General features: G+C 36.7%; 19 protein-coding genes. 18 read left to right on the top strand and 1 reads right to left on the bottom strand.

Annotated elements, in window-relative coordinates:
- Positions 1-74 precede the first annotated feature (74 nt).
- From map to IGL36_RS08945, 12 genes are all read left to right on the top strand, one after another.
- Positions 75-839 carry a type I methionyl aminopeptidase gene (map, locus tag IGL36_RS09000; protein ID WP_002356886.1) on the top strand — a complete coding sequence of 255 codons (765 nt, stop codon included), beginning with the start codon at positions 75-77 and terminating at the stop codon, positions 837-839.
- A 15-nt stretch (positions 840-854) separates the two neighbouring features.
- The gene (locus IGL36_RS08995; protein WP_002383768.1) at positions 855-1,763 is read left to right on the top strand and encodes a YihY/virulence factor BrkB family protein; all 909 of its coding nucleotides are present in this window, start codon (positions 855-857) and stop codon (positions 1,761-1,763) included.
- 110 nt (positions 1,764-1,873) lie between these two features.
- On the top strand, positions 1,874-3,010 hold the full coding sequence (locus tag IGL36_RS08990) for an MraY family glycosyltransferase (RefSeq protein ID WP_002366956.1): 1,137 nt from the start codon (positions 1,874-1,876) through the stop codon (positions 3,008-3,010).
- 121 nt (positions 3,011-3,131) lie between these two features.
- Entirely contained in the window at positions 3,132-3,920 is a 789-nt protein-coding gene (locus IGL36_RS08985; RefSeq protein ID WP_002359892.1) for a glycosyltransferase family 2 protein, read from the top strand.
- Positions 3,920-4,747 (top strand): glycosyltransferase, encoded by an 828-nt coding sequence (locus IGL36_RS08980; RefSeq protein WP_002369091.1) that lies wholly within the window; start codon positions 3,920-3,922, stop codon positions 4,745-4,747. Before IGL36_RS08985 ends, IGL36_RS08980 begins: the two co-directional genes overlap by 1 nt.
- 3 nt (positions 4,748-4,750) lie before the next feature.
- Positions 4,751-5,464, top strand: a complete 714-nt coding sequence (locus IGL36_RS08975; protein ID WP_002356891.1) for a glycosyltransferase family 2 protein — start codon at positions 4,751-4,753, stop codon at positions 5,462-5,464.
- Between the two features lie 121 nt (positions 5,465-5,585).
- On the top strand, positions 5,586-6,452 hold the full coding sequence (gene rfbA / locus IGL36_RS08970; protein ID WP_002364387.1) for a glucose-1-phosphate thymidylyltransferase RfbA: 867 nt from the start codon (positions 5,586-5,588) through the stop codon (positions 6,450-6,452).
- Between the two features lie 12 nt (positions 6,453-6,464).
- On the top strand, positions 6,465-7,037 hold the full coding sequence (rfbC, locus tag IGL36_RS08965; protein ID WP_002356893.1) for a dTDP-4-dehydrorhamnose 3,5-epimerase: 573 nt from the start codon (positions 6,465-6,467) through the stop codon (positions 7,035-7,037).
- A 24-nt stretch (positions 7,038-7,061) separates the two neighbouring features.
- Positions 7,062-8,090 carry a dTDP-glucose 4,6-dehydratase gene (gene rfbB, locus IGL36_RS08960; protein ID WP_002359895.1) on the top strand — a complete coding sequence of 343 codons (1,029 nt, stop codon included), beginning with the start codon at positions 7,062-7,064 and terminating at the stop codon, positions 8,088-8,090.
- Positions 8,091-8,182: 92 nt separating this feature from the next.
- Positions 8,183-9,025, top strand: a complete 843-nt coding sequence (rfbD, locus tag IGL36_RS08955; protein WP_002370379.1) for a dTDP-4-dehydrorhamnose reductase — start codon at positions 8,183-8,185, stop codon at positions 9,023-9,025.
- Between the two features lie 58 nt (positions 9,026-9,083).
- Positions 9,084-9,809, top strand: coding sequence for a glycosyltransferase family 2 protein (locus tag IGL36_RS08950; RefSeq protein ID WP_002359897.1), 726 nt, complete (start codon positions 9,084-9,086; stop codon positions 9,807-9,809).
- Complete coding sequence (locus IGL36_RS08945) at positions 9,809-10,159, top strand: DUF2304 domain-containing protein (protein ID WP_002370376.1); 351 nt, start codon at positions 9,809-9,811, stop codon at positions 10,157-10,159. Before IGL36_RS08950 ends, IGL36_RS08945 begins: the two co-directional genes overlap by 1 nt.
- A gap of 73 nt (positions 10,160-10,232) precedes the next feature.
- Here the strand turns inward: IGL36_RS08945 and IGL36_RS08940 are convergent, their stop codons facing one another.
- A complete protein-coding gene (locus IGL36_RS08940; RefSeq protein WP_002356899.1) occupies positions 10,233-10,574 on the bottom strand; it encodes an EamA family transporter in 342 nt (113 codons plus the stop codon).
- Positions 10,575-10,821: 247 nt separating this feature from the next.
- Here IGL36_RS08940 and IGL36_RS08935 point away from each other — a divergent pair, with 247 nt between their 5' ends.
- From IGL36_RS08935 to IGL36_RS08910, 6 genes are read left to right on the top strand one after another with little or no spacing between them, the layout of a single operon-like run.
- On the top strand, positions 10,822-11,616 hold the full coding sequence (locus IGL36_RS08935) for an ABC transporter permease (RefSeq protein ID WP_002356900.1): 795 nt from the start codon (positions 10,822-10,824) through the stop codon (positions 11,614-11,616).
- Positions 11,617-11,628: 12 nt separating this feature from the next.
- Complete coding sequence (locus tag IGL36_RS08930; RefSeq protein WP_002356901.1) at positions 11,629-12,846, top strand: ABC transporter ATP-binding protein; 1,218 nt, start codon at positions 11,629-11,631, stop codon at positions 12,844-12,846.
- A complete protein-coding gene (locus IGL36_RS08925) occupies positions 12,836-15,979 on the top strand; it encodes a glycosyltransferase (protein WP_010717058.1) in 3,144 nt (1,047 codons plus the stop codon). The genes IGL36_RS08930 and IGL36_RS08925 overlap by 11 nt, the downstream gene beginning before the upstream one ends.
- 11 nt (positions 15,980-15,990) lie before the next feature.
- Positions 15,991-18,132 (top strand): glycosyltransferase family 2 protein, encoded by a 2,142-nt coding sequence (locus IGL36_RS08920; protein ID WP_010717057.1) that lies wholly within the window; start codon positions 15,991-15,993, stop codon positions 18,130-18,132.
- Positions 18,133-20,136: a DUF7657 domain-containing protein gene (locus tag IGL36_RS08915; protein ID WP_002398210.1), complete on the top strand. Its 2,004-nt coding sequence runs from the start codon at positions 18,133-18,135 to the stop codon at positions 20,134-20,136. It begins immediately after the preceding gene.
- A gap of 28 nt (positions 20,137-20,164) precedes the next feature.
- Positions 20,165-21,466, top strand: a complete 1,302-nt coding sequence (locus tag IGL36_RS08910; protein ID WP_002378510.1) for an EpaQ family protein — start codon at positions 20,165-20,167, stop codon at positions 21,464-21,466.
- Positions 21,467-21,571: the final 105 nt, after the last annotated feature.

Raw genomic sequence — 21,571 nt, 5'->3', positions numbered from 1 at the left:
TTGGTGTTTGAACAATCTTTTTTGCAAAAAATGTGATAAAATAATTTGAATGAAACAAGTTTAGGAGAGATAGTATGATTACATTAAAATCACCACGAGAAATTGAAATGATGGATGAATCAGGGGAATTATTAGCGGATGTTCACCGTCATTTACGGACGTTTATTAAACCTGGCATTACAAGCTGGGATATTGAAGTATTTGTGAGAGACTTTATTGAAAGTCATGGTGGCGTGGCGGCTCAAATTGGCTATGAAGGTTACAAATATGCTACTTGTTGTAGTATCAACGATGAAATTTGCCACGGATTTCCTCGTAAAAAAGTATTAAAAGATGGCGACCTAATCAAAGTAGATATGTGTGTCGACTTAAAGGGCGCAATCTCTGATTCATGCTGGTCTTATGTCGTGGGTGAATCAACACCTGAAATTGATCGCTTGATGGAAGTAACCAAAAAAGCGCTATATCTTGGGATTGAACAAGCACAAGTAGGAAATAGAATTGGCGACATTGGTCATGCAATTCAAACGTATGTAGAAGGAGAAGGCTACGGGGTAGTTCGCGACTTTGTAGGTCATGGCATTGGCCCGACTATCCATGAAAGTCCAATGATCCCTCACTATGGTGAAGCAGGTAAAGGACTACGTTTAAAAGAGGGAATGGTTATTACCATTGAGCCGATGGTTAACACAGGAACTTGGCGCATGAAAATGGACCCAAATGGTTGGACTGCTTATACTGAAGATGGCGGTCTAAGTTGTCAATATGAACATTCATTAGCGATTACGAAAGAAGGTCCAAGAATCTTAACGTCACAAGGCGAAGAATTGACTTATTAATAAGGAGAGTGTGTGATGAAGTTTCTCGACAACATCAAAAAGAATCAATCTTTGATGCGTTTTATTGAGACAACGCAAAGTCACATGGTCACAGCCGAAATAGGCAACAGCTCAGTGGTTGTTGCCTATTATTTATTACTCTCGCTGTTTCCATTACTGATTGCGGTAGGTAATGTCTTACCTTATTTAAGAATCGACCCTAATTCTGTGTTGCCTTATATTGCAGAGGCGATTCCGAAAGATGTTTATAAGAACTTAGAACCAGCGATTCGTTCACTACTGACTCAACGTTCAGGCGGGTTGCTTTCTGTTTCCGCTTTAGCAGCATTTTGGAGTGCCAGTCAAAGTATTAATGCACTACAAAACGCGATGAATAAAGCTTTTGGTGTCGAACAAAGGAAAAATTTTATTCTCGTAAGAGTGGTCTCATTTTTAGTTATTTTGTTATTTATGGTAGCGATTGTTGGTGTAGTAGTAATTTTAGGTCTGGGTCAGTACATTATTGAATTACTGCAACCAATTTTCCATTACTCAACGTCTGTGATCGATACTTTCCAAGCGTTAAAATGGCCGTTAACGACCGTTGTTTTATTAGTGATTATGTGTTTGATTTATGCGGTCGTTCCTAATCGGAAATTATCGTTACGTTCTATTTTACCAGGGGCTATTTTTTCGACAGTCGGTTGGATGCTATTATCACAAATTTTTGGTTTGTACGTAAAATATTTTAGTTCTAGAATCGCAAGTTATCAAATCATTGGGAGTTTTATCATCTTGATGTTATGGTTGAATTTTGCTGCCACGATTATTATTTTAGGAGCAATTGTCAACGCTGTCGTCGATGAATACTTATCTGGAGATAAAGAAAAAAAACAACCAAGTTTTGAACAACGCTTGTTTAGATGGTTTAAAAAGAAAAAATAAATGGATTTCTTTAAAAAAGTCTAAACCGTTGCCAGAACACATGTTTCAGCTTGTAAATGCTTCAGTTTACGGTATAATATACCCTGAACGAGAAGAAAGTGGGTTCGACTATGTCACTATTTATTTATGAAGTTTTGATACGTTTATTTATGACATTTATCTTATCTTTGCTATTAACACCACTTGTTAAGCTTCTAGCGTTTCGGATTGGCGCCTATGATGCACCAGGAGAGCGACGAATCAATACCAAAAATATGCCTACAGCAGGAGGACTTGCAATCTACATTGCTTTTGCTAGTTCATGTTTATTGATTTTTCGTTCGATTATCCCACAAGATTATATTTGGCCGATTATTTTGGCTGGTGGAATGGTTGTTTTGACAGGCCTCATTGATGATATTAAAGAGATTACTCCAATGAAAAAAACAATCGGTATTTTGTTAGCAGCATTAGTTATTTATTTTGTTGCTGGAATTCGGATAGATTTTGTGACGTTGCCAGTTGTTGGAATGATTGATTTGCGCTGGTTTAGTTTACCACTAACTTTATTGTGGATTTTAGCGATTACGAATGCAGTAAATTTAATTGATGGTTTGGATGGTTTAGCATCAGGCGTATCCATTATTGGATTAACCACGATTGGTATTACAGGGTATTTTTTCCTACATGCTAAAACGGTCTATATTCCAATTGTTATTTTTATTTTAGTTGCGAGCATTGCGGGATTTTTCCCATACAATTTTTATCCGGCTAAAATATTTCTAGGAGATACCGGGGCGTTATTCCTCGGGTTTATGATTGCAGTAATGTCGTTACAGGGCTTGAAAAATGCTACGTTTATTACGGTAATTACGCCAATGGTGATTTTAGGTGTGCCAATTACGGATACGGTTTATGCAATTATTCGACGGCTATTGAACAAGAAGCCCATTTCCTCAGCAGATAAAATGCATTTGCATCACCGCTTGTTATCCTTAGGTTTTACCCATAAAGGGGCGGTCATGACTATTTATGCATTAGCGTTAGTTTTTTCCTTTGTCTCTTTATTGTTCAGCTATTCAAGTACAGTAGCATCAATTTTATTAATTGTCTTTTGTTTAATTGGCTTAGAACTATTCATTGAACTAATCGGTCTAGTTGGCGAAGGACATCAACCGTTGATGTATTTGTTACGGATTTTAGGGAATCGTGAATATCGTCAGGAGCAAATGAAAAAGCGACTTGGCAAGCATTCTAAGAGAAAGTAAAGAAATCTTTAGGTTGCTTTGCGAGAGCGTAAACCTATGATATAATTCCATTAAACTTAAAAAAGTATATGTGTGAAACATATGCTTTTTTTTTAAGACGATGTTTCAGTAGTAAGGAGAAATGAGCATGCAAGAAATGGTAACAATCTCGATTGTCACTTATAATAGTCGTTACATTTTTAATGTACTAGACCAATTAAAAGCCGAACTAGGTACTGATAGTATTTATGATATTCATATCTATGACAATCATTCTGAAACAGCGTATCTTGAAAAATTAACAACATATGAACCATTTATTACTATCCATCGAGCTGAAGAAAATCAAGGGTTTGGTCATGGTCATAATCAAGTGTTATTCAATGCTTCGACAAAGTATGCAATTATTTTTAATCCCGATGTTTTGGTTACTAAAGACGTGCTTGATCGTCTATTAGACCGTATCAAAATAGATAAGAACATTGCAGTCGTTAGCCCTAAAGTGTTAAATGAAGATGGCACGACGCAATATTTAGTTCGTCAAAAATTAGATGTTTTCGATTATATGTTACGTTTTATTCCCTTTCAATTTGTAAAGAAAATTTTTGATAAACGTTTGAGCATTTATGAATGTCGCGATTTGTCGGATACAGAAACAACGGATATTAAAATGGGCTCAGGTTGTTTTATGTTGATTGATCGTGAAAAATTCGTTGAAATTGGTGGGTTCGATGAACGTTTCTTCATGTACTTTGAAGACAACGATTTATGTTTACGCTTTGGCAAAGCAGGCTATCGGATTCTCTATACGCCTTTTGAAACGGTTGTTCACATGTATGAAAAGGGCGCCCATAAAAGTCGTAAATTGTTTAAAATCTTTATGCAATCAATGGGGAAATTTTTTAACAAATGGGGCTGGAGGTTCTTTTAATGAGTCAAAGATTAGCGGTAGTCATCGTCTTATATCAAATGAAAATGGCTGATACGCCGAATTATTTGTTATTAAAAGAAGTGGTAGATCACCCCGAATTGCACTTATTTATTTATGACAACAGCCCACTTCCTCAAGAAGATGCATTATTTTTACAACAAAATGTTACTTATCGACATAATCCTGATAATCCAGGACTAGCGACCGCTTATAATGAAGCGATTGCTTTTAGTCAAGCGAATCAATGTGAATTATTGTTGCTCCTTGACCAAGACACAGAAGTGCCAGCCTCTTATTTTGATACGTTGATCATCATGCCGTTAGATCCGACTGTGGCAGTCTATGTTCCAATTGTAGAAGCAAATGGACAACAAATTTCGCCAGTATATAGTGATCAATATGTTGGACTTAAAGGAGCAAAGCCAACAGCAGGGATAGCCAACCAACCGTTGATGGCTATCAATTCTGGTACAGTCATTACGGCAGAAACACTGCGCTGGTTGGAAGGATTTTCGGAAGAATTTCCTTTGGACTATTTAGATCATTGGTTCTTTTATCAATTGAATCAAGCCAATAAAAAGATTGAAGTCTTACCAATCCACCTAAAACAAGAATTGTCTGTTTTAGATTATCGTACAATGAGTCCTCAACGTTATCGCTCTATTATTGAAGCAGAAACGTTATTTTATCGTCGATATGATCAAGAAAAGTTTTCCCATCATCGACGCCATTTATTTTTACGCAGTAGTAAGCAATTTTTAACTGTCAAAAATCGCCAAATTTGGCGGCAAACATTGGCAGAATTTCTCAAGTTAATGAAAGGATAATCTATGATCTCAGTTTGTATTGCGACATATAATGGAGAAAAATATCTCGCGGAACAATTAGATAGTATTCTTTTACAAGTCAGTGAAGAAGATGAACTAATTATTTCAGATGATGGTTCTACTGATCATACGTTGGAAATTTTGAGAACGTATGCAGCGAATTATCCCCAAATTCAATTGTTACAAGGTCCAGGACAAGGAGTGATTGCTAATTTTGCATTTGCGCTTACGCATACGAAAGGCGAAGTGATATTTTTAGCAGATCAAGATGACGTTTGGTTGCCAAATAAAGTAACGACAGTGACAGAATATTTTGAAACGCACCCTGACATCCAAGTGGTTATTAGTGACTTGAAAATTGTTGATGCGGATTTACAAGTTACCAATCCCTCTTATTTTAAGTTTCGAAAAATCAAACCAGGGTTTTGGCGAAATGCGATAAAAAGTGGCTATATTGGGGCAGGTATGGCCTTTCGTCAAGAGATGAAAAACGTCATTTTACCCATTCCGCCAGAAGTTCCTATGCATGATATGTGGATTGGCTTATTAGCTGCACGGAAAAAGCAAACGGGTTTCATTAAAGAACCATTAGTGCTTTACCGAAGACATGGAGCGAATGTCAGCCCTATTATTACCAAAACAAGTTTCCAACAAAAATTAAATTGGCGTGTGAATTTATTAAAAGCTTTACATCAGCGTTTAAAGGAACAACGCTAAACTTTTACAGATTTGTAAAATTTACGTAAAAAACATGACAAACCCTATGCTTAATGCGATAATAGGGAAGGATATTTGGTTTTATAGAAACTAAAAATAGAAGTATTTAAGGAGATTGTTCATGAAAGGAATTATTTTAGCAGGCGGAAGCGGGACACGCTTATATCCGCTAACAAAAGCAACATCAAAACAATTAATGCCAATTTACGACAAACCAATGATTTATTACCCAATGTCAACGTTAATGTTGGCGGGAATTAATGAAATTTTGATTATCTCTACACCAGAAGATACACCACGTTTTGAAAGCTTATTCGGCGATGGCCATGATTTAGGCATTCATATCGAATACGCGGTACAAGAAAGCCCAGATGGTTTGGCGCAAGCATTTATTATTGGTGAAGAATTTATTGGTGATGATAGTGTCTGCTTAGTTTTAGGGGACAATATTTATTATGGTGGCGGCTTATCAAAAATGTTGCAACGAGCAGCTTCTAAAGAGTCAGGGGCAACAGTCTTTGGCTACCATGTAAATGATCCAGAACGTTTCGGCGTGGTAGAATTTGATGAAGAGATGCGGGCGCTTTCTATTGAAGAAAAACCAGCACAACCGAAGTCAAATTACGCAGTGACAGGTTTGTATTTTTACGACAATGAAGTGGTTGAAATTGCGAAAGGGATCAAACCGTCAGAACGTGGGGAATTAGAAATAACAGACGTTAATAAAGTCTACCTTGAAAAAAATAAACTTTCTGTTGAGGTAATGGGCCGTGGCTTTGCTTGGTTAGATACAGGCACACACGAATCCTTATTAGAAGCGTCAACATTTATTGAAACAATTGAAAAACGTCAAAATTTAAAAGTCGCTTGTTTGGAAGAAATTGCTTATCGAATGGGCTATATTACAAAAGAACAATTGGTAGAATTGGCACAACCATTGAAGAAAAATGGCTACGGCCAATACTTGCTACGTTTAGCAGCAGAATAGGAGCGAAGAAACGTGAAAGTTATTGATACAAAATTACAAGATGTCAAAATTATCGAAATGGATGTTTTCGGTGATCATCGTGGCTTTTTTACAGAAAGTTATTCCAAAGCTAAATTTGCAGAACATGGATTAGACTTTGATTTTGTCCAAGATAATCATTCATTATCAACAGAAGCAGGTGTCTTGCGTGGATTGCATTTTCAAAAAGGCGAAGCTGCGCAAACAAAACTAATTCGCGTTGTAACAGGTGCGGTATTAGATGTGATTGTTGATATTCGTAAAGGGAGTCCAACCTATGGCCAATGGGAAGGCTACATTTTATCAGAACATAATCACCGTCAGCTTTTAGTACCAAAAGGTTTTGCTCATGGTTTTGTCACTTTGACACCGAACGTGAACTTTATGTACAAATGTGACAATTACTACAATGCGGCAGCAGACGGCGGTATTGCTTTTAACGATCCAGCGTTAGCTATTGATTGGCCAATTGCGCCAGAAAAAGCGATTACGTCAGAAAAGGATCAAAAACATCCAACCTTAAAAGAATTTGAAGCGGAAAATCCGTTTATCTATGGCGAAATTTAAGAAAAAAGTAGGAGAGTTTCAATTATGAAAAAAATCATCGTAACAGGTGGAGCTGGTTTTATCGGCTCAAATTTTGTTCATTATGTTGTAAAGAATCATCCAGAAGTTCATGTAACTGTATTAGATAAATTAACGTATGCAGGAAATGAAAAAAATCTTGAAGGTCTACCAAGTGATCGCGTGGAATTAGTCGTAGGAGATATCGCTGATGCTGAATTAGTTAATCGTTTAGTTGCTGAAACAGATGCGGTCGTTCACTATGCTGCTGAATCGCATAACGACAACTCATTAAACGACCCATTCCCATTTGTACAAACCAATCTGATTGGGACGTACACATTGATCGAAGCTTGCCGTAAAAACAATGTTCGTTACCACCATGTATCGACTGATGAAGTTTATGGCGATTTACCTTTAAGAGAAGATTTACCAGGACATGGAGAAGGCGAAGGGGAAAAATTCACTGCCGAAACGCCTTACAATCCTTCAAGTCCTTATTCTTCAACAAAAGCAGGATCTGACTTGTTAGTCAAAGCGTGGGTTCGTTCTTTCAACTTACAAGCAACAATTTCAAACTGTTCAAATAACTATGGGCCATATCAACATATTGAAAAATTTATTCCTCGTCAAATTACCAATGTCTTAAGTGGCATTACACCAAAACTTTATGGTGCTGGTAAAAATGTTCGTGACTGGATTCATACAAACGACCATTCTTCGGCTGTTTGGGCAATTTTAACAAAAGGGCAAATTGGCGAAACATATTTAATCGGAGCCGATGGTGAAGAAGACAATAAAACAGTGATGGAATTAATTTTAGAATTAATGGGACAACCTGTTGATGCCTATGAGCATGTCAACGATCGTGCAGGACATGACTTACGTTATGCGATTGATTCAACCAGATTACGCGAAGAATTAGGTTGGGAACCAGAATTCACGAATTTCCGTGAAGGCTTGGCAGAAACAATCAAGTGGTATACAGAAAATGAAGACTGGTGGCGTGCAGATAAAGAAGCTGTTGAAGCAAAATATGCACAAAATGGTCAGTAATTTTTTCTGACATGTGAGATAACAGTCGAAAGGCGATGGCAAAGTACAAAAGCTACTTTGCCCTGCCTTTTTTTCAAGAAGGAGCGAAAAAAATGATTTTAATTACTGGTGGAAATGGCCAATTGGGCACAGAATTACGTCACCTATTAGACGAACAAGGAATTGAGTATGTTTCAACGGATTCCAAAGAATTAGATATTACTGATGCGGATAGTACGTTGGCAAAAGTGAAAGAAATTCAACCAAGCGTCATTTATCATTGTGCTGCTTATACAGCTGTTGATAAAGCAGAAGACGAAGGCAAGGAATTAGATGAAAAAGTGAATGTAGATGGCACACGTCATGTTGCAGAAGCTGCTAAAGCAGTGGGGGCGACACTTGTTTACGTAAGTACAGATTATATTTTTGATGGAACTAAAAAAGAAGGCGTCTATGCGATTGATGATCAACCGAATCCTTTAAATGAGTATGGTCGGACGAAGTTATTAGGTGAACAAGCGGTCCAAGAAATCCTGGACGACTATTATATTATTCGAACATCATGGGTATTTGGTCAATACGGTCATAACTTTGTCTTTACCATGCAAAAATTAGCGGAAACAAGAGACCAACTAACGGTAGTGGACGATCAGTTTGGCCGCCCGACTTGGACAAGAACGTTAGCCGAATTTATGGCATTTGTTATTGCAGAAAAAGCGCCATTTGGTGTTTATCATTTGTCTAATGAAAACAGCTGTAGCTGGTATCAGTTTGCTAAAGAAATTTTAAAAGATACTGAAGTGGAAGTATTGCCAGTGGATTCAACTCAATTTCCACAAAAGGCGCAAAGACCACAATATTCTGTCATGGATTTAAGTAAAACAGAAGCGTTAGGCTTTAAAATTCCTACTTGGCAAGAAGCCTTAGCACAAATGTTAGAAAATGTTCAACAATAAATTGTTTTGTGTAAGTGAGGGGTTTTGTTAGAGAAAAAGTGGAAAGGTGTTTCTCTTTATGAAGGTACTTTTGATCATTCCTGCTTACAATGAGGAAGAAAACATTTTGCGGACGATTGCTTCCATTGAAACATTTAAACAGGAAGTTACGCATTTTCAACATGAATTGGATTATGTGGTAATTAATGATGGCTCGACAGATGGAACCAAACAAATTTTAGAAGTCAACCAAATTAATGCCATTCATTTAGTGTTGAATTTAGGTATTGGCGGGGCGGTACAGACCGGCTATAAATATGCCTTAGAAAATGAGTATGATGTGGCGGTTCAGTTTGATGGTGATGGTCAACATGATATCAATAGTTTACCTATTTTACTGGAACCATTAGCAGAGGGTAAATGTGATTTTTCGATTGGCTCTCGTTTCATTCCTGGAAACGAAGCGGCTTTTCAAAGTACGAAAATGCGCCGTTTTGGTATTCGTTTGTTATCCTTTTGTATTCGAATGGCTTCTGGTAAAACAATTTATGATGTGACTTCTGGTTATCGAGCGGGAAATCGGAAAGTGATTGCTTTTTTTGCAAAGCGTTATCCGACAAATTATCCTGAGCCAGAATCGATTGTTCACTTAATTAAAAAACGTTTTGTGATTGTTGAAAGACCTGTCAATATGATGGAACGGCTTGGTGGTGTTTCTTCGATTCGTGCCTTGGCTTCTGTGAAGTATATGCTAGAAGTCGGCTCAGCAATTCTGATTGCTGCCTTTATGAAGGAGGGAGATTAATGCTACCAACCGTGTTATGGCTAGCTTTATTTTTATTTGCAATTGGCTTTTTCTTATACATTATTCGAGGGATTAATAAAAATATTTTTCTCCTAAAAAATGCTTTGATTTGGTTATTAATCTCAATTGTCTTAATTATTTTTGCTATTTTCCCGCATGTGGCAGAATGGTTAGCAATGGTCTTTGGGTTTGAAACAACATCAAACTTCTTATTATCAGCTGCGGTGATTGTCCTTTTAATTATGGAAATTAAAAATTCTGTGTTGATTTCAAAACACGAAAATCGCATTAAAACATTATTGCAAGAATTATCTATCATGAAATCTGAAGAAAATAAAAAAGATCGCTAATGTGTAGTGACCCTTAAAAGTTGGACCTGAAAGTCTAATATTTAAGGGTCAGCTCGATGAATAGCGATCTTTTTTATTTAAGATTCATAATCACAATGCCGACAATAATAACCACAGCACCAATAAGGGCATTCGTTGTGATTGTCTCTTTTAGAATAAGATTTGAAGCAATTAAAATAGCGATGTTTGTACAGGCAACGCCTAAAGGAACAATGTAAGAAACATCAGAACGACTAATAATTAACATCCATAAAATAAAACTAATTAAATAACAAAATAAACCTAATAAAGATATAAGTGAGATATTCATTGAAAAGATTGTTTGTTGGAGTTGGATGTTCAAACTGCTAGAACCTAGTTTAAATAAGACCAGACCAGCAGAAGACAGAAATACGTAAATAATAAAAAGAACCATAATTTCCCTTCTCTCAAAAATAGTTTCCGTGCAAAAAAATGCAAGACCTCCATTATTGTAGCATAATCTCCTAAAAATTGGACAAGTTTTTTTAATATAGCGAAATCAGTTAAATTTTTCTTTATAAAAAGGGGTCTACTATTGAAAAGCTAGGCGTTTATCGATAAAATAGAAATGTTGTTTAAAATGGCATTTTTGTATCCAAAAATTTTAGATAAAAATAGTTTATTACGGAAGGAATAAGTATATGTTTAAAGAAACATTTTCAATTTTCAAGAATATTTTTCAGAACAAAAAATTGTTATTACAATTTTCATTTAATGATTTTAAGGCCAAGTATGCTGGTTCAGCACTAGGAATTGTCTGGGCGTTTTTAACGCCATTAGTAACTGTTTTGACGTATTGGTTTGTCTTTTCTGTAGGCCTTCGTTCTAGAGCTGGCGACAATATGCCATTCATTGTCTATTTAGTAACAGGGATGGTACCTTGGTTCTTCTTTTCAGATTCGTTATTATCAGCCACGAATGTGTTTCGTGAATATAGTTATTTAGTTAAAAAAGTCGTGTTTAATGTACAAATTTTACCAACATCTAAAATTTTATCGAACTTGTACACCCACTTGTTTTTCATTCTAATTGGTTTTGTAATTACTACAGCTAACGGTTATTACCCAAGTCTGTACAGTTTGCAATTAATTTACTACTTAGCTTGTTTATTAGTCTTTTTAACAGCAATTACGTGGATTACTGCTTCAACACAACCATTTTTACCTGATATTATGCAATTTATCAATATCATTATGCAAACAGTTATGTGGACATTACCAATTTTATGGCAACCAACTGGAATGATTGCGACAATCTTAAAAATCAATCCATTATATTATATTGTTCAAGGATACCGCGAATCTTATTTAGGCGGTGCATGGTTCTGGGAACATTGGCAATATAGCTTATATTTCTGGGGAGTTACTATTGTTTTACTATTAATTGGCTCAACCGTGTTTAGACGCTTAAAACCACATTTTTCAGATGTACTATAAGGAGAGAACGACATGTCAGAATATGCAATCGATATCCAACATATTACCAAAACATACAACATGTATAAAAAGCCGTCCGATCGGTTTAAAGAAGCGCTTAGTCCAACCAAAAAATCCTACCACGATTTGTTTTATGCGTTAGACGATGTCACGATGCAAATTAAAAAAGGCGAGATGATTGGTTTTGTCGGCGAAAATGGCTCTGGGAAATCAACCATGTTAAAAATTATTACAGGAGTATTAACGCCAACCTCCGGGTCCATGGTGATTAATGGGAAAATTTCAGCGTTGCTTGAATTAGGTTCAGGTTTTAACCCTGAATATTCAGGATATGAAAATATTTTCTTAAATGGAATGGTCCTAGGTTTTTCCCGAGAAGAGATGGAAGAGCGTGTCCAAGATGTCATTGATTTTGCTGACATCGGCGATCATTTGTATCAACCAGTTAAAACGTACTCTAGTGGTATGTTTGTCCGCTTGGCATTTGCGGTAGCCATTAACGTGGATCCCGATATTTTAATTGTCGATGAAGCGTTGGCAGTCGGGGATTTAGAGTTTCAATTAAAATGTATGGAAAAATTTACGGAAATTAAAAATTCTGGTAAAACAATTTTATTTGTTTCTCACGATGTAAACTCCATTCGTCGTTTTTGTGACAGAACTTTTTGGTTGCAACACGGGAAAGTCGTTGAATATGGAGATACGATGGACGTGACGACCAACTACGAAAACTTTTTGAAAAAGAAATCAATTAAAACGGTTGACCGCGAAGCAACCATGAAAGATGAAACCCCAACGCCAGATATTATTGAAGTGGATCATGCGGAACTTTTAAATGCGGATTATGAACCATTAGAAATGGTAACGCAAGATGAAAAAGTGATTGTAAAAATTGAATATACTGTCAAAAATGACCAAATTAAGAAGCCTGTTTGTGGGGTCGCTATTCGAACAGTGGACAACCATTATGTCTGTGGCTTAAATACGTTATTAGATGGCGTGCAAATTCCTTGGAAAAAAGGACGGAATGTTTTTTATTTAGAATATGAAAAAATGTCATTATTAACAGGTGAATATTATTTTGATATTGCTTTCTTTGAGGAACATGCAACAGTCCCATTAGTCTACAAAACAAAATACGTGACGATGTTTATTACCGGTCGTTATGCCGGAGAAGGAATTGTCATCTTAGATCATAAATGGAAGGATACGACAAAAGATGAAGTATGATTTTGAAATGGAAACAGACGAGAGTACCAGTGTTGGGAAAATCGTAGCACAAATCAAAGAAAATAGTGATGTCTTGGAATTTGGTCCAGGTAATGGGCGAATGACTAGCTATTTGATGGAAGAAAAAAAGTGCCGGGTCTCAATTGTTGAATTAGACAAAGAACTTTATGATCATGTCAGTCAATTTTCAACAGATGCCTTTTATGGCAATATTGATGAAAATGATTGGGTCGAATACTTTGCTGGTAAGACGTTTGATTATATCGTTTTTGCGGATGTGTTGGAACATTTAATGAATCCTCAAAGCGCCTTAGCAAAAGTTAAACCATTTTTAAAACCAGGCGGTCAAATTTTAATCACGTTCCCCAATTTGGCGCATAATTCGGTCTTAATTGATTTATTTAATAATCGTTTAACATGGAATGAAACTGGGCTGTTGGATGCTACGCATAAATCATTCTATTTACAAGAAGGATTTGAAAAAGTTTTTGCAGAAGTTGGTTTGTACATTGCCAAAGAAGATTTTACATTTAATCAAGTTGGCTACAACGAAATTCCTACGACGTATGAAGCGTTACCTGTAGAAGTACAAGCAGCTTTTAAAGCGCGTCCCTTTGGCGAAGTGTATCAGTACTTTTTTGCCTTGACTGCTGAACCAGTAGAACAGCCAGAGCGAGTGACACCAGTAAATTCATACAATGAAAAAAACGTTCATATTTTAATTAATTGCGGCGAAGAAAAAGAGACTGAGTTGGATCAACCAGTTGATTTACAAAAACCTGAAACAAAACAGTTCCAACTGAAGATACCAGAAGACGTCCAACTGATAAAATTATTCCCAAGTTTAACGGGGGCAATTGTCAAATTATCCATGACGATAGACGGGGAGACAGTCCCAGTCGCAGCCACGAATGCTTTTCTGGTACAAGAGAATGTCTATTATTTCTTAGATACGCAAGTCCCTGTAATCGAAGTAACCGATGCACAAATGGCAGGCAAAGACCTGACAGTAGCCATTGATTATTTCTTTGAAGGCAACTATTCAGAACGTGAAAATACCTTTATTCATGCACTGTTAGATGAAAGAAATCAATTTTTAGAAGAAATGAATAAACAGACGGAGACTGCCCCTATGCCTACTGGAAAATATAAACGAATCACGTTAACTAAATTTGATAAAATGATTAATTTAACCATCGACGATATTGCTCGCGATGTAGAAAATAACGTTTCTGTTATCAGAGGGTGGGCGTATGACAAACAAACAAATTATCCGCTAAGATTCAGCATTGCAGAAGCTAGTGAATCAGTCACTTATACGGTGGAAACAGAATATCGTCGGGATGTTATTGATATGTTTGAATTAGAAGGCGATCAAGATTATGGTTTTATCATTACGATTAAAGACCCAGAAGATTTACCAGCCTACACGCTAAACATTGACACCAAATCAGGCCAGAAGGTTCAATACGTGGTGGAACGTCCAAACATGGTTCAACCAGGCACGAAATTTGATCGAGCATGGCGTTCGATTCAGACACGTGGTTTCATGGGCTCAGTGAAGTGGTACTTTAAACGACAAGAAAAAGCAGAAGCCCCTGTTGACGTGGAGGCAGTTTTAGCGGAAATTAAAACGTTCCAATTCCAGCCTAAAATTTCTGTCGCTGTGCCTGTTTATAATGTCGAAGAAAAATGGCTTGCAGCATGTGTCTCTTCTTTACAAAATCAGTACTATGAAAATTGGGAGTTATGTTTAGCAGATGATGCATCGCCAAGCGAACATATTAAGCCCATGCTAGAAAAATATAAAGAACTAGATCAACGAATCAAAGTTATTTATCGCGAAGAAAACGGACATATTTCAGAAGCAACTAACTCAGCTTTGTCGATTGCTACTGGCGATTTTGTTGGTTTCATGGATAACGATGATGAATTAGCGCCACAAGCATTATATGAAGTGGTCAAAGCTTTAAATACAGACCCAACGATTGATTTTCTTTATACTGATGAAGATAAAATTACAGAAAATGGTCGTCGCTTCAACGCGTTTTACAAATCGGACTGGAATCCAGAACTGATTTTAAACCATAATTACATTACACACTTTGTTGTTGTGAAACGTGATTTATTAGAAAAAGTAGGCGGATTGAACTCAGCATATAACGGTGCTCAAGACTATGATTTCGTATTACGAGCAACGGAACAAGCAACGAAAATCAAGCATATTCCTGGTATGATGTATCATTGGCGTGCCATTGAATCATCGACTGCTCTAAACCCTGAAAGCAAAGGTTACGCCTATGTAGCTGGTCAAAAAGCGGTCCAAGCGGCAACGGAACGCCGTGGCTTAAAAGCACAAGTAGAGATTGCCGAATTTTATGGTTCCTATAAAATTAACTATCTTTATGATCATGTGCCGATGGTATCATTGATTATTACGAATGATACAGAGAATATGAGTAGCTACTTACGTCAATTATTAGAAAAAACTGCCCATACAAATTATGAAATTCTATTGCCTGCACGCTTCGAGAATCAAATAAATATCCAAAATGACCGTCTTCGTTATGTTTTAACAGAAACTCGTCATGGCATGATTCAAGCTGCTAAGGGAGAATATGTGGCTTTATTAAATGCTGGATTGGTACCAACGAAAAATGATTGGTTAAAAGAGTTAATGAACATTGGTCAACAAGAGACCTCTGGTTTAGTGACTGGCCGCGTAGTTGACGCACGCTATCGCGTGGAAACAGTGGGAGTATCAGTTGATACAGACAAAGGTCGATTACTTTATCCTGAAAAAGGCACCCCTGGTAAAAGCTTAGGTTACTATTACAGAATTGCTTTACCAAGAAATATTCAAGCAGCAACTGAAGACTGCTTACTATTCAACAAACAACTTTACCTAAATTTAGAAGGAATTAACGAAAACTTAGGTAAAGAGTGGATGGGTGTCGATTTATCGTTACAATTTGCTAGCGCTGGTAAACGAAATGTATATGTGTCCTATGCAATTTTGAAAGCAGACGAAAAAATGCAAAACCATGATAAAAAAGGATCTTATAAAGAACTTGCGGAAAAATGGACCGCGGAAGCTTTAGTTGATCCCTACCGAAATCCGAAACATCTATAAGGAGAATGCACATGAATGAAGACATTAAGGTGATCTTTGATAGTATCTATCGCGACAAAACAACAAATAATTTAACCATTACAGGTTGGGCGTTAGATACAATCACTAAAGAAAGCCCAACTTTCACAATTAATAATGAAAACCAAGTGTCCGCTTATAACATTCAGCGCGTTTTACGTGAAGATGTTAATCAAATTTATCAAACAGAGCCTGCGATTGAAGCTGGCTTTGTTGTTACACTTGAAGGAATTAAACAAAAAAAAGTACTCCCTTTTCATTTTCAATCATCAGCACATGTTATAACGGTGGATTTTCCCTTGAATAAAAAATATCCAGTGATTCCAGGGACAGAAGATAAAGTAACTCGTCTTTGGATAAAAGCCAAAAAAGGATTTAAGTATATGGCTAAAAATGGTATTTCTCATACCATTCAACGAGCGAAAATTGAGAAACTAAGAAATCAAGCTTCGTATCCTAACTGGTTAGCTAGAAATGAAGTACTAGACATAGAATCGATGACGCAAGAAATCGCAACATTTCATTATCAGCCTAAAATTTCCATTGCGATGCCAGTGTATAATGTTGAAGAAAAATGGCTTCGGTTGTGCATTGATTCTATTTTGAATCAAGTCTATACTAACTGGGAATTATGTATGGCCGATGACGCCTCAACAGATCCTAATGTCAAAAAGATTTTAACAGAGTACCAGCAATTGGATGAGCGAATTCGGGTCGTCTTTCGTGAACAAAATGGTCATATTTCCGAAGCAACCAACTCTGCTTTAGCGATTGCTACCGGAGAATTTGTCGCCTTACTAGACAACGATGATGAATTAGCAATCAACGCTTTTTATGAAGTGGTTAAAGTGCTTAATGAAAACCCAGAACTGGACTTAATTTATAGTGATGAAGATAAGATTGACATGGATGGAAATCGTTCTGATCCAGCCTTTAAACCAGATTGGTCACCTGATTTACTTTTAGGAACGAATTACATTTCGCATTTAGGCGTGTATCGTCGGAGTATTCTAGAAGAAATTGGCGGCTTTCGAAAAGGTTACGAAGGTTCTCAAGACTACGATTTAGTCTTAAGATTTACTGAAAAAACGACAAAAGAACGCATCACACATATTCCAAAAGTTCTTTACTATTGGCGGATGCTGCCAACCTCAACAGCAGTGGATCAGGGCTCAAAAGGTTATGCTTTTGAAGCGGGGCTAAGAGCCGTGCAAGATGCGCTCGTTCGTCGAGGAATTAATGGTCATGCAACGCATGGGGCGGCGAATGGCTTATACGATGTTTATTATGACATTGAATCTGAAAAGTTAGTCTCAATTATTATTCCAACTAAAAATGGCTATAAAGACGTACAACGTTGTGTTTCATCGATTATTGAAAAAACAACTTACCAAAATTACGAGATTATTATGGCTGATAATGGAAGTACAGATCCAAAAATGCACGAATTGTATGCAGAATTTGAACAACAATTACCTGGCCGCTTTTTCGTTGAATCAATCGATATTCCATTCAATTTCTCAACTATTAACAATCGTGCAGCGAAAAAAGCGCACGGAGAGTATTTATTATTTTTAAATAATGATACCGAAGTGATTACAGAGAATTGGTTAACTTTGATGGTTTCATTTGCTCAGCAAGAACGGATTGGCTGTGTAGGTGCGAAATTATTGTATCCAAATAATACGGTCCAACACGCAGGCGTTATTTTAGGATTAGGTGGTGTTGCTGGACATGGTCATTATGGTTATCCCCATGGTGACTTAGGCTATTTTGGTCGGTTAGCTATTAATGTTAATTATTCAGCAGTAACTGCCGCATGCTTACTTATGAAAAAAGCAGATTTTGATGCAGTTGGTGGTTTTGAAGAAGCGTTTACTGTAGCTTTCAATGATGTTGATTTATGCCTGAAAGTCCAAGCTTTAGGACGTGACAATGTCTGGCTTCATGAAGCAGAGCTTTATCATTTTGAATCTCAAACTCGTGGATATGATGATAAAGGCAAAAAGAAAAAACGTTTTGAACAAGAAAAAGTGATGATGGAAGAAAAATGGGGACCTTTAATTGAAAATGATCCATTTTATAATCCTAATCTGACAAGGGATATTCCCAACTTTTCATTACGAATTGACTAGATGCAATTGCGGATGACGAAATGGAGCGAAAAGATGGAACAACAACTAACTACAAGAAAAGAAAAACAACCATTACGCAACCAAGCTGAGCAGAGCGCTCGCTTGGTTGATCATTTGTTACGCTGGCGCTATCTGCTAGCGGCAGTCATTTTTATTTTACTGGTAGCCTTTAAAGTCCATGGTAGTTCATTAAACATGTGGGATGCGTATGTTTCTGAATATGCGGATGGTCAAAAAAGTTCATTAATTGCTGGTGAACCAAGAGGTGTTCGCTCAGATGAATGGCTCGTTCAAACCCCATTTAGCCTCTCACAAACACAAACAGGTTTGAAAACACATAATGATGTGATTACGTTAAATGGGCAAGACATGGTGGTAGGCTATAATTCACCAGCGTGGAATTTGGCCACGTTAGCGAAACCTTTTACGTGGGGCTATGTACTATTAGGCAAAGAATATGGCTTATCATGGTATTGGAATCTTAAATTAATTGGCTTAATTTTATTTTCTTTTGAAATTGGCTTGATCGTCACACGGCGGAATAAATATTTAGCTTTGTTAGCAAGTGTTTGGATTCCGTTTTCTTCGGCCCTTCAATGGTGGTTTGTCTCGCCAGTTGGAGATTTAGTATTTTTTGGCTTAGGTTTTTTAGTGGGAATTTATAATTATTTCTATTATCATAGTAGTGTTCGACGTCGTGTAATTTGTGCGATAACGGCTGTTATTATGGCCTCAGGATTTGTTTTAGTTATTTATCCTGCGTTACAAGTACCACTTGGTTATTTGATTTTATTATTTTTAATTTTATTCTTTTTAGAATTTCGTAAAAAAATTAAGTTGGATAAGTGGGATGGGGTCCTGATAGGTGGGGCACTCTTGATTACGGCGATTATTGTTGGCGGATCGCTATATGGCTCATTGGATTCCTTAAAAGCAGTAATGGATACCGCTTATCCAGGAAAACGGGTAAGTTTAGGTGGAGATATGCCTAAACGCGATATTTTGTTATTTTTAACAAATTGGAAAATGCCGTTTCAAGATGTTCCATATTCAAATAATTCGGAAATCAGTAGTTTTTATCAATTATTTTTTGTTATTTTGCCGCTCTCACCATTTATTTTTTATAAAAAAATCAAAGAAAACATTTACGGTTTTGTCTTATTCGTGTATTGTTTATTTAACTTAGTTTGGATGAGCGTGCAATTTCCAACCATTTTTGCTAAGTTGACATTGTGGTCTTATGTGCCAGAACAACGGGCGATGTTATCCTTTGGGTTTGCCGCTGTGTTGTTAAGTTTATGGTTCATCGATTATTTATGGAATCGCCAAGCAAAAATTCCAATGATGGCCTGGTTAGGGGCGCTAGGATTAAATGTTGTTCTGTATTTCTTTGTTTTATATACGGGCAATTTACGGTTATACGTTACACGAATGGACATCATTGGTGTCTTGGTTGTCGCTACCGTTTTAATTGTTGCTTTATTTAAACGTTGGCGCACGTTATTTGTCCTTGTCTTATTAGGAATCATTATGGTTTCTGGTGCCTTTGTTAATCCAATTTCTCGAGGCGTTTCTGCTGTCTATGGTAAAAAATTAGCGGTAGAAGTGGAAGAAATTAACAAAAAAGACCCCAACCAATTGTGGGTGGGCGAACGCTTGATGTATGGCTATTTGCCAATGTTAGGTGTGCATACATTTAACGGTGTTGCTTTTACGCCTGACTTAGAGGCTTGGAAACCATTAGATCCAAAAGGAAAAGACACATTTATTTATAATCGCTATGCGCACATCAATGTTGAAGTAGGAAATCAGGCCCCTGTTTTAGAGTTGATGCAAAAAGATGCGATTATTGCTCGTTTATCTCCAGAAAAATTAAAAGAATATGGGATTAAATATGCGGTCGTTTATAAACCATTAGAACCGTTAGACACACCAACGATTCATTTTGAAAAATTATATGGACCTGATCAGAACGGGGCATATATTTATCGAATAAACGACTAGTGATTCATTCATGGAATGAGGTTTGAATATGGGAAAAGTATTGAATAGAATCGGTCGACTTATTTTATTAGTTACAATGATCGGCTCGTATACGATGTGGGTCGTAGGAATTGATGCGCCAGTCACAAAATATATGTATGCCAATAGTTCAATTTTATTATTAATAGCAGTAATACTTGTACTGCTATTAAATTGTACGAAATTAAAATTTATTGACTGGCTAACCGTTGCGTTGGCGTTAGCCACCTGGCTCTTGTTTCACTTTACGGAATCAATCCGTCATAGCACAATGCAAACAGATACAATGATTCCTTTAATTATTTTGTTGGTCCTTTGTTTTAAAGTTTGTGTCTTTGACCGTGTGGATCAAACGCTTTTATTAATTGTCTCTTTAGTTGCTTTGAGTGCGACTTTGTATCGGATGTCCGTGGAGTTGCCTCAGTTGATTCCAGCAGACGAAATTTTTAAAGAATCAAATAAACTAGAAAGTATTTGGATTAATACCAATACGATTGGTGCAACGTTGATGTTTTCAACAATGATGGCCAGTAGTTTGATCAAAGCATATAGAAATAAGGTTTTTAACCTACTACTTTTACCTGTATACATTGGTGGTGTTTTAGGTACATGGGTCAGTCAATCCAAAACCTCTTTTGCCATTTTAGTTGGTTTTATTCTGGTGGATAATCTTTTACCAAAACGTTTCTTGCAACGTTCGAAAGTTTGGCTATTTGGTTTTGTCGGAGTAGCTGCATTGGGACCATTGTTATTTTACTTATGTGCGGAATCGGATACTGTTGATTTATTTACAGGAAGAGAACGGATTTGGCATGAGTTTTTTGCTAAATGGTTATCTGATCCTCAACATATTAAAGTCGGTATGGAACCTTTTGTGGCCTCATGGAAACCGCTGGGGACACATAATGCTTTTCTATTTACGTTAAGTAATTTTGGTGTCATTGGCTATCTGATTTTATTTGGTTTTTTAGTCAGTATGATTTTATTGATTGGTTTCCGCAAAAAAACATTGGATCGTTTGCAAGTTAGTTTACTTTTAGGCTTCCTTTTAATCTGGATTCATTCATTTATGGAAGATATTTTATTAGCGCCTCATTGGATGCCGATTGTTTATAGTTTCCTTGGGCTAGCCTTCTACTTCCGGCCAGAGAAAAAACGAGGAAGACATGAAAGACCAACGACACCTAAAAGAAGAAAACGAGTGAAACAAACAAGTCCTGTTAGCAATGAAGAGCGCCCGATAGCACCTGTTGACGAAGAGGGCTGGGATCAACCTGAAGAATTAAGTCGTGTCCAAAGACATCGCAGATAATTTTCATCCTATAGAACTTTCTTGTCCGCTGACATTATGGTAATATAGGGGTTGCATGTTATTACAAATAATGTAATTACTGGAAGTGAAGAGAGGAAGTTTTTA

Source organism: Enterococcus sp. AZ011 (assembly GCF_050548355.1).
Taxonomy (GTDB): Bacteria; Bacillota; Bacilli; order Lactobacillales; family Enterococcaceae; genus Enterococcus; species Enterococcus faecalis.
Note: the sequence above shows the minus strand (reverse complement) of the source record. Positions and strands in the feature narration are given on the sequence as shown.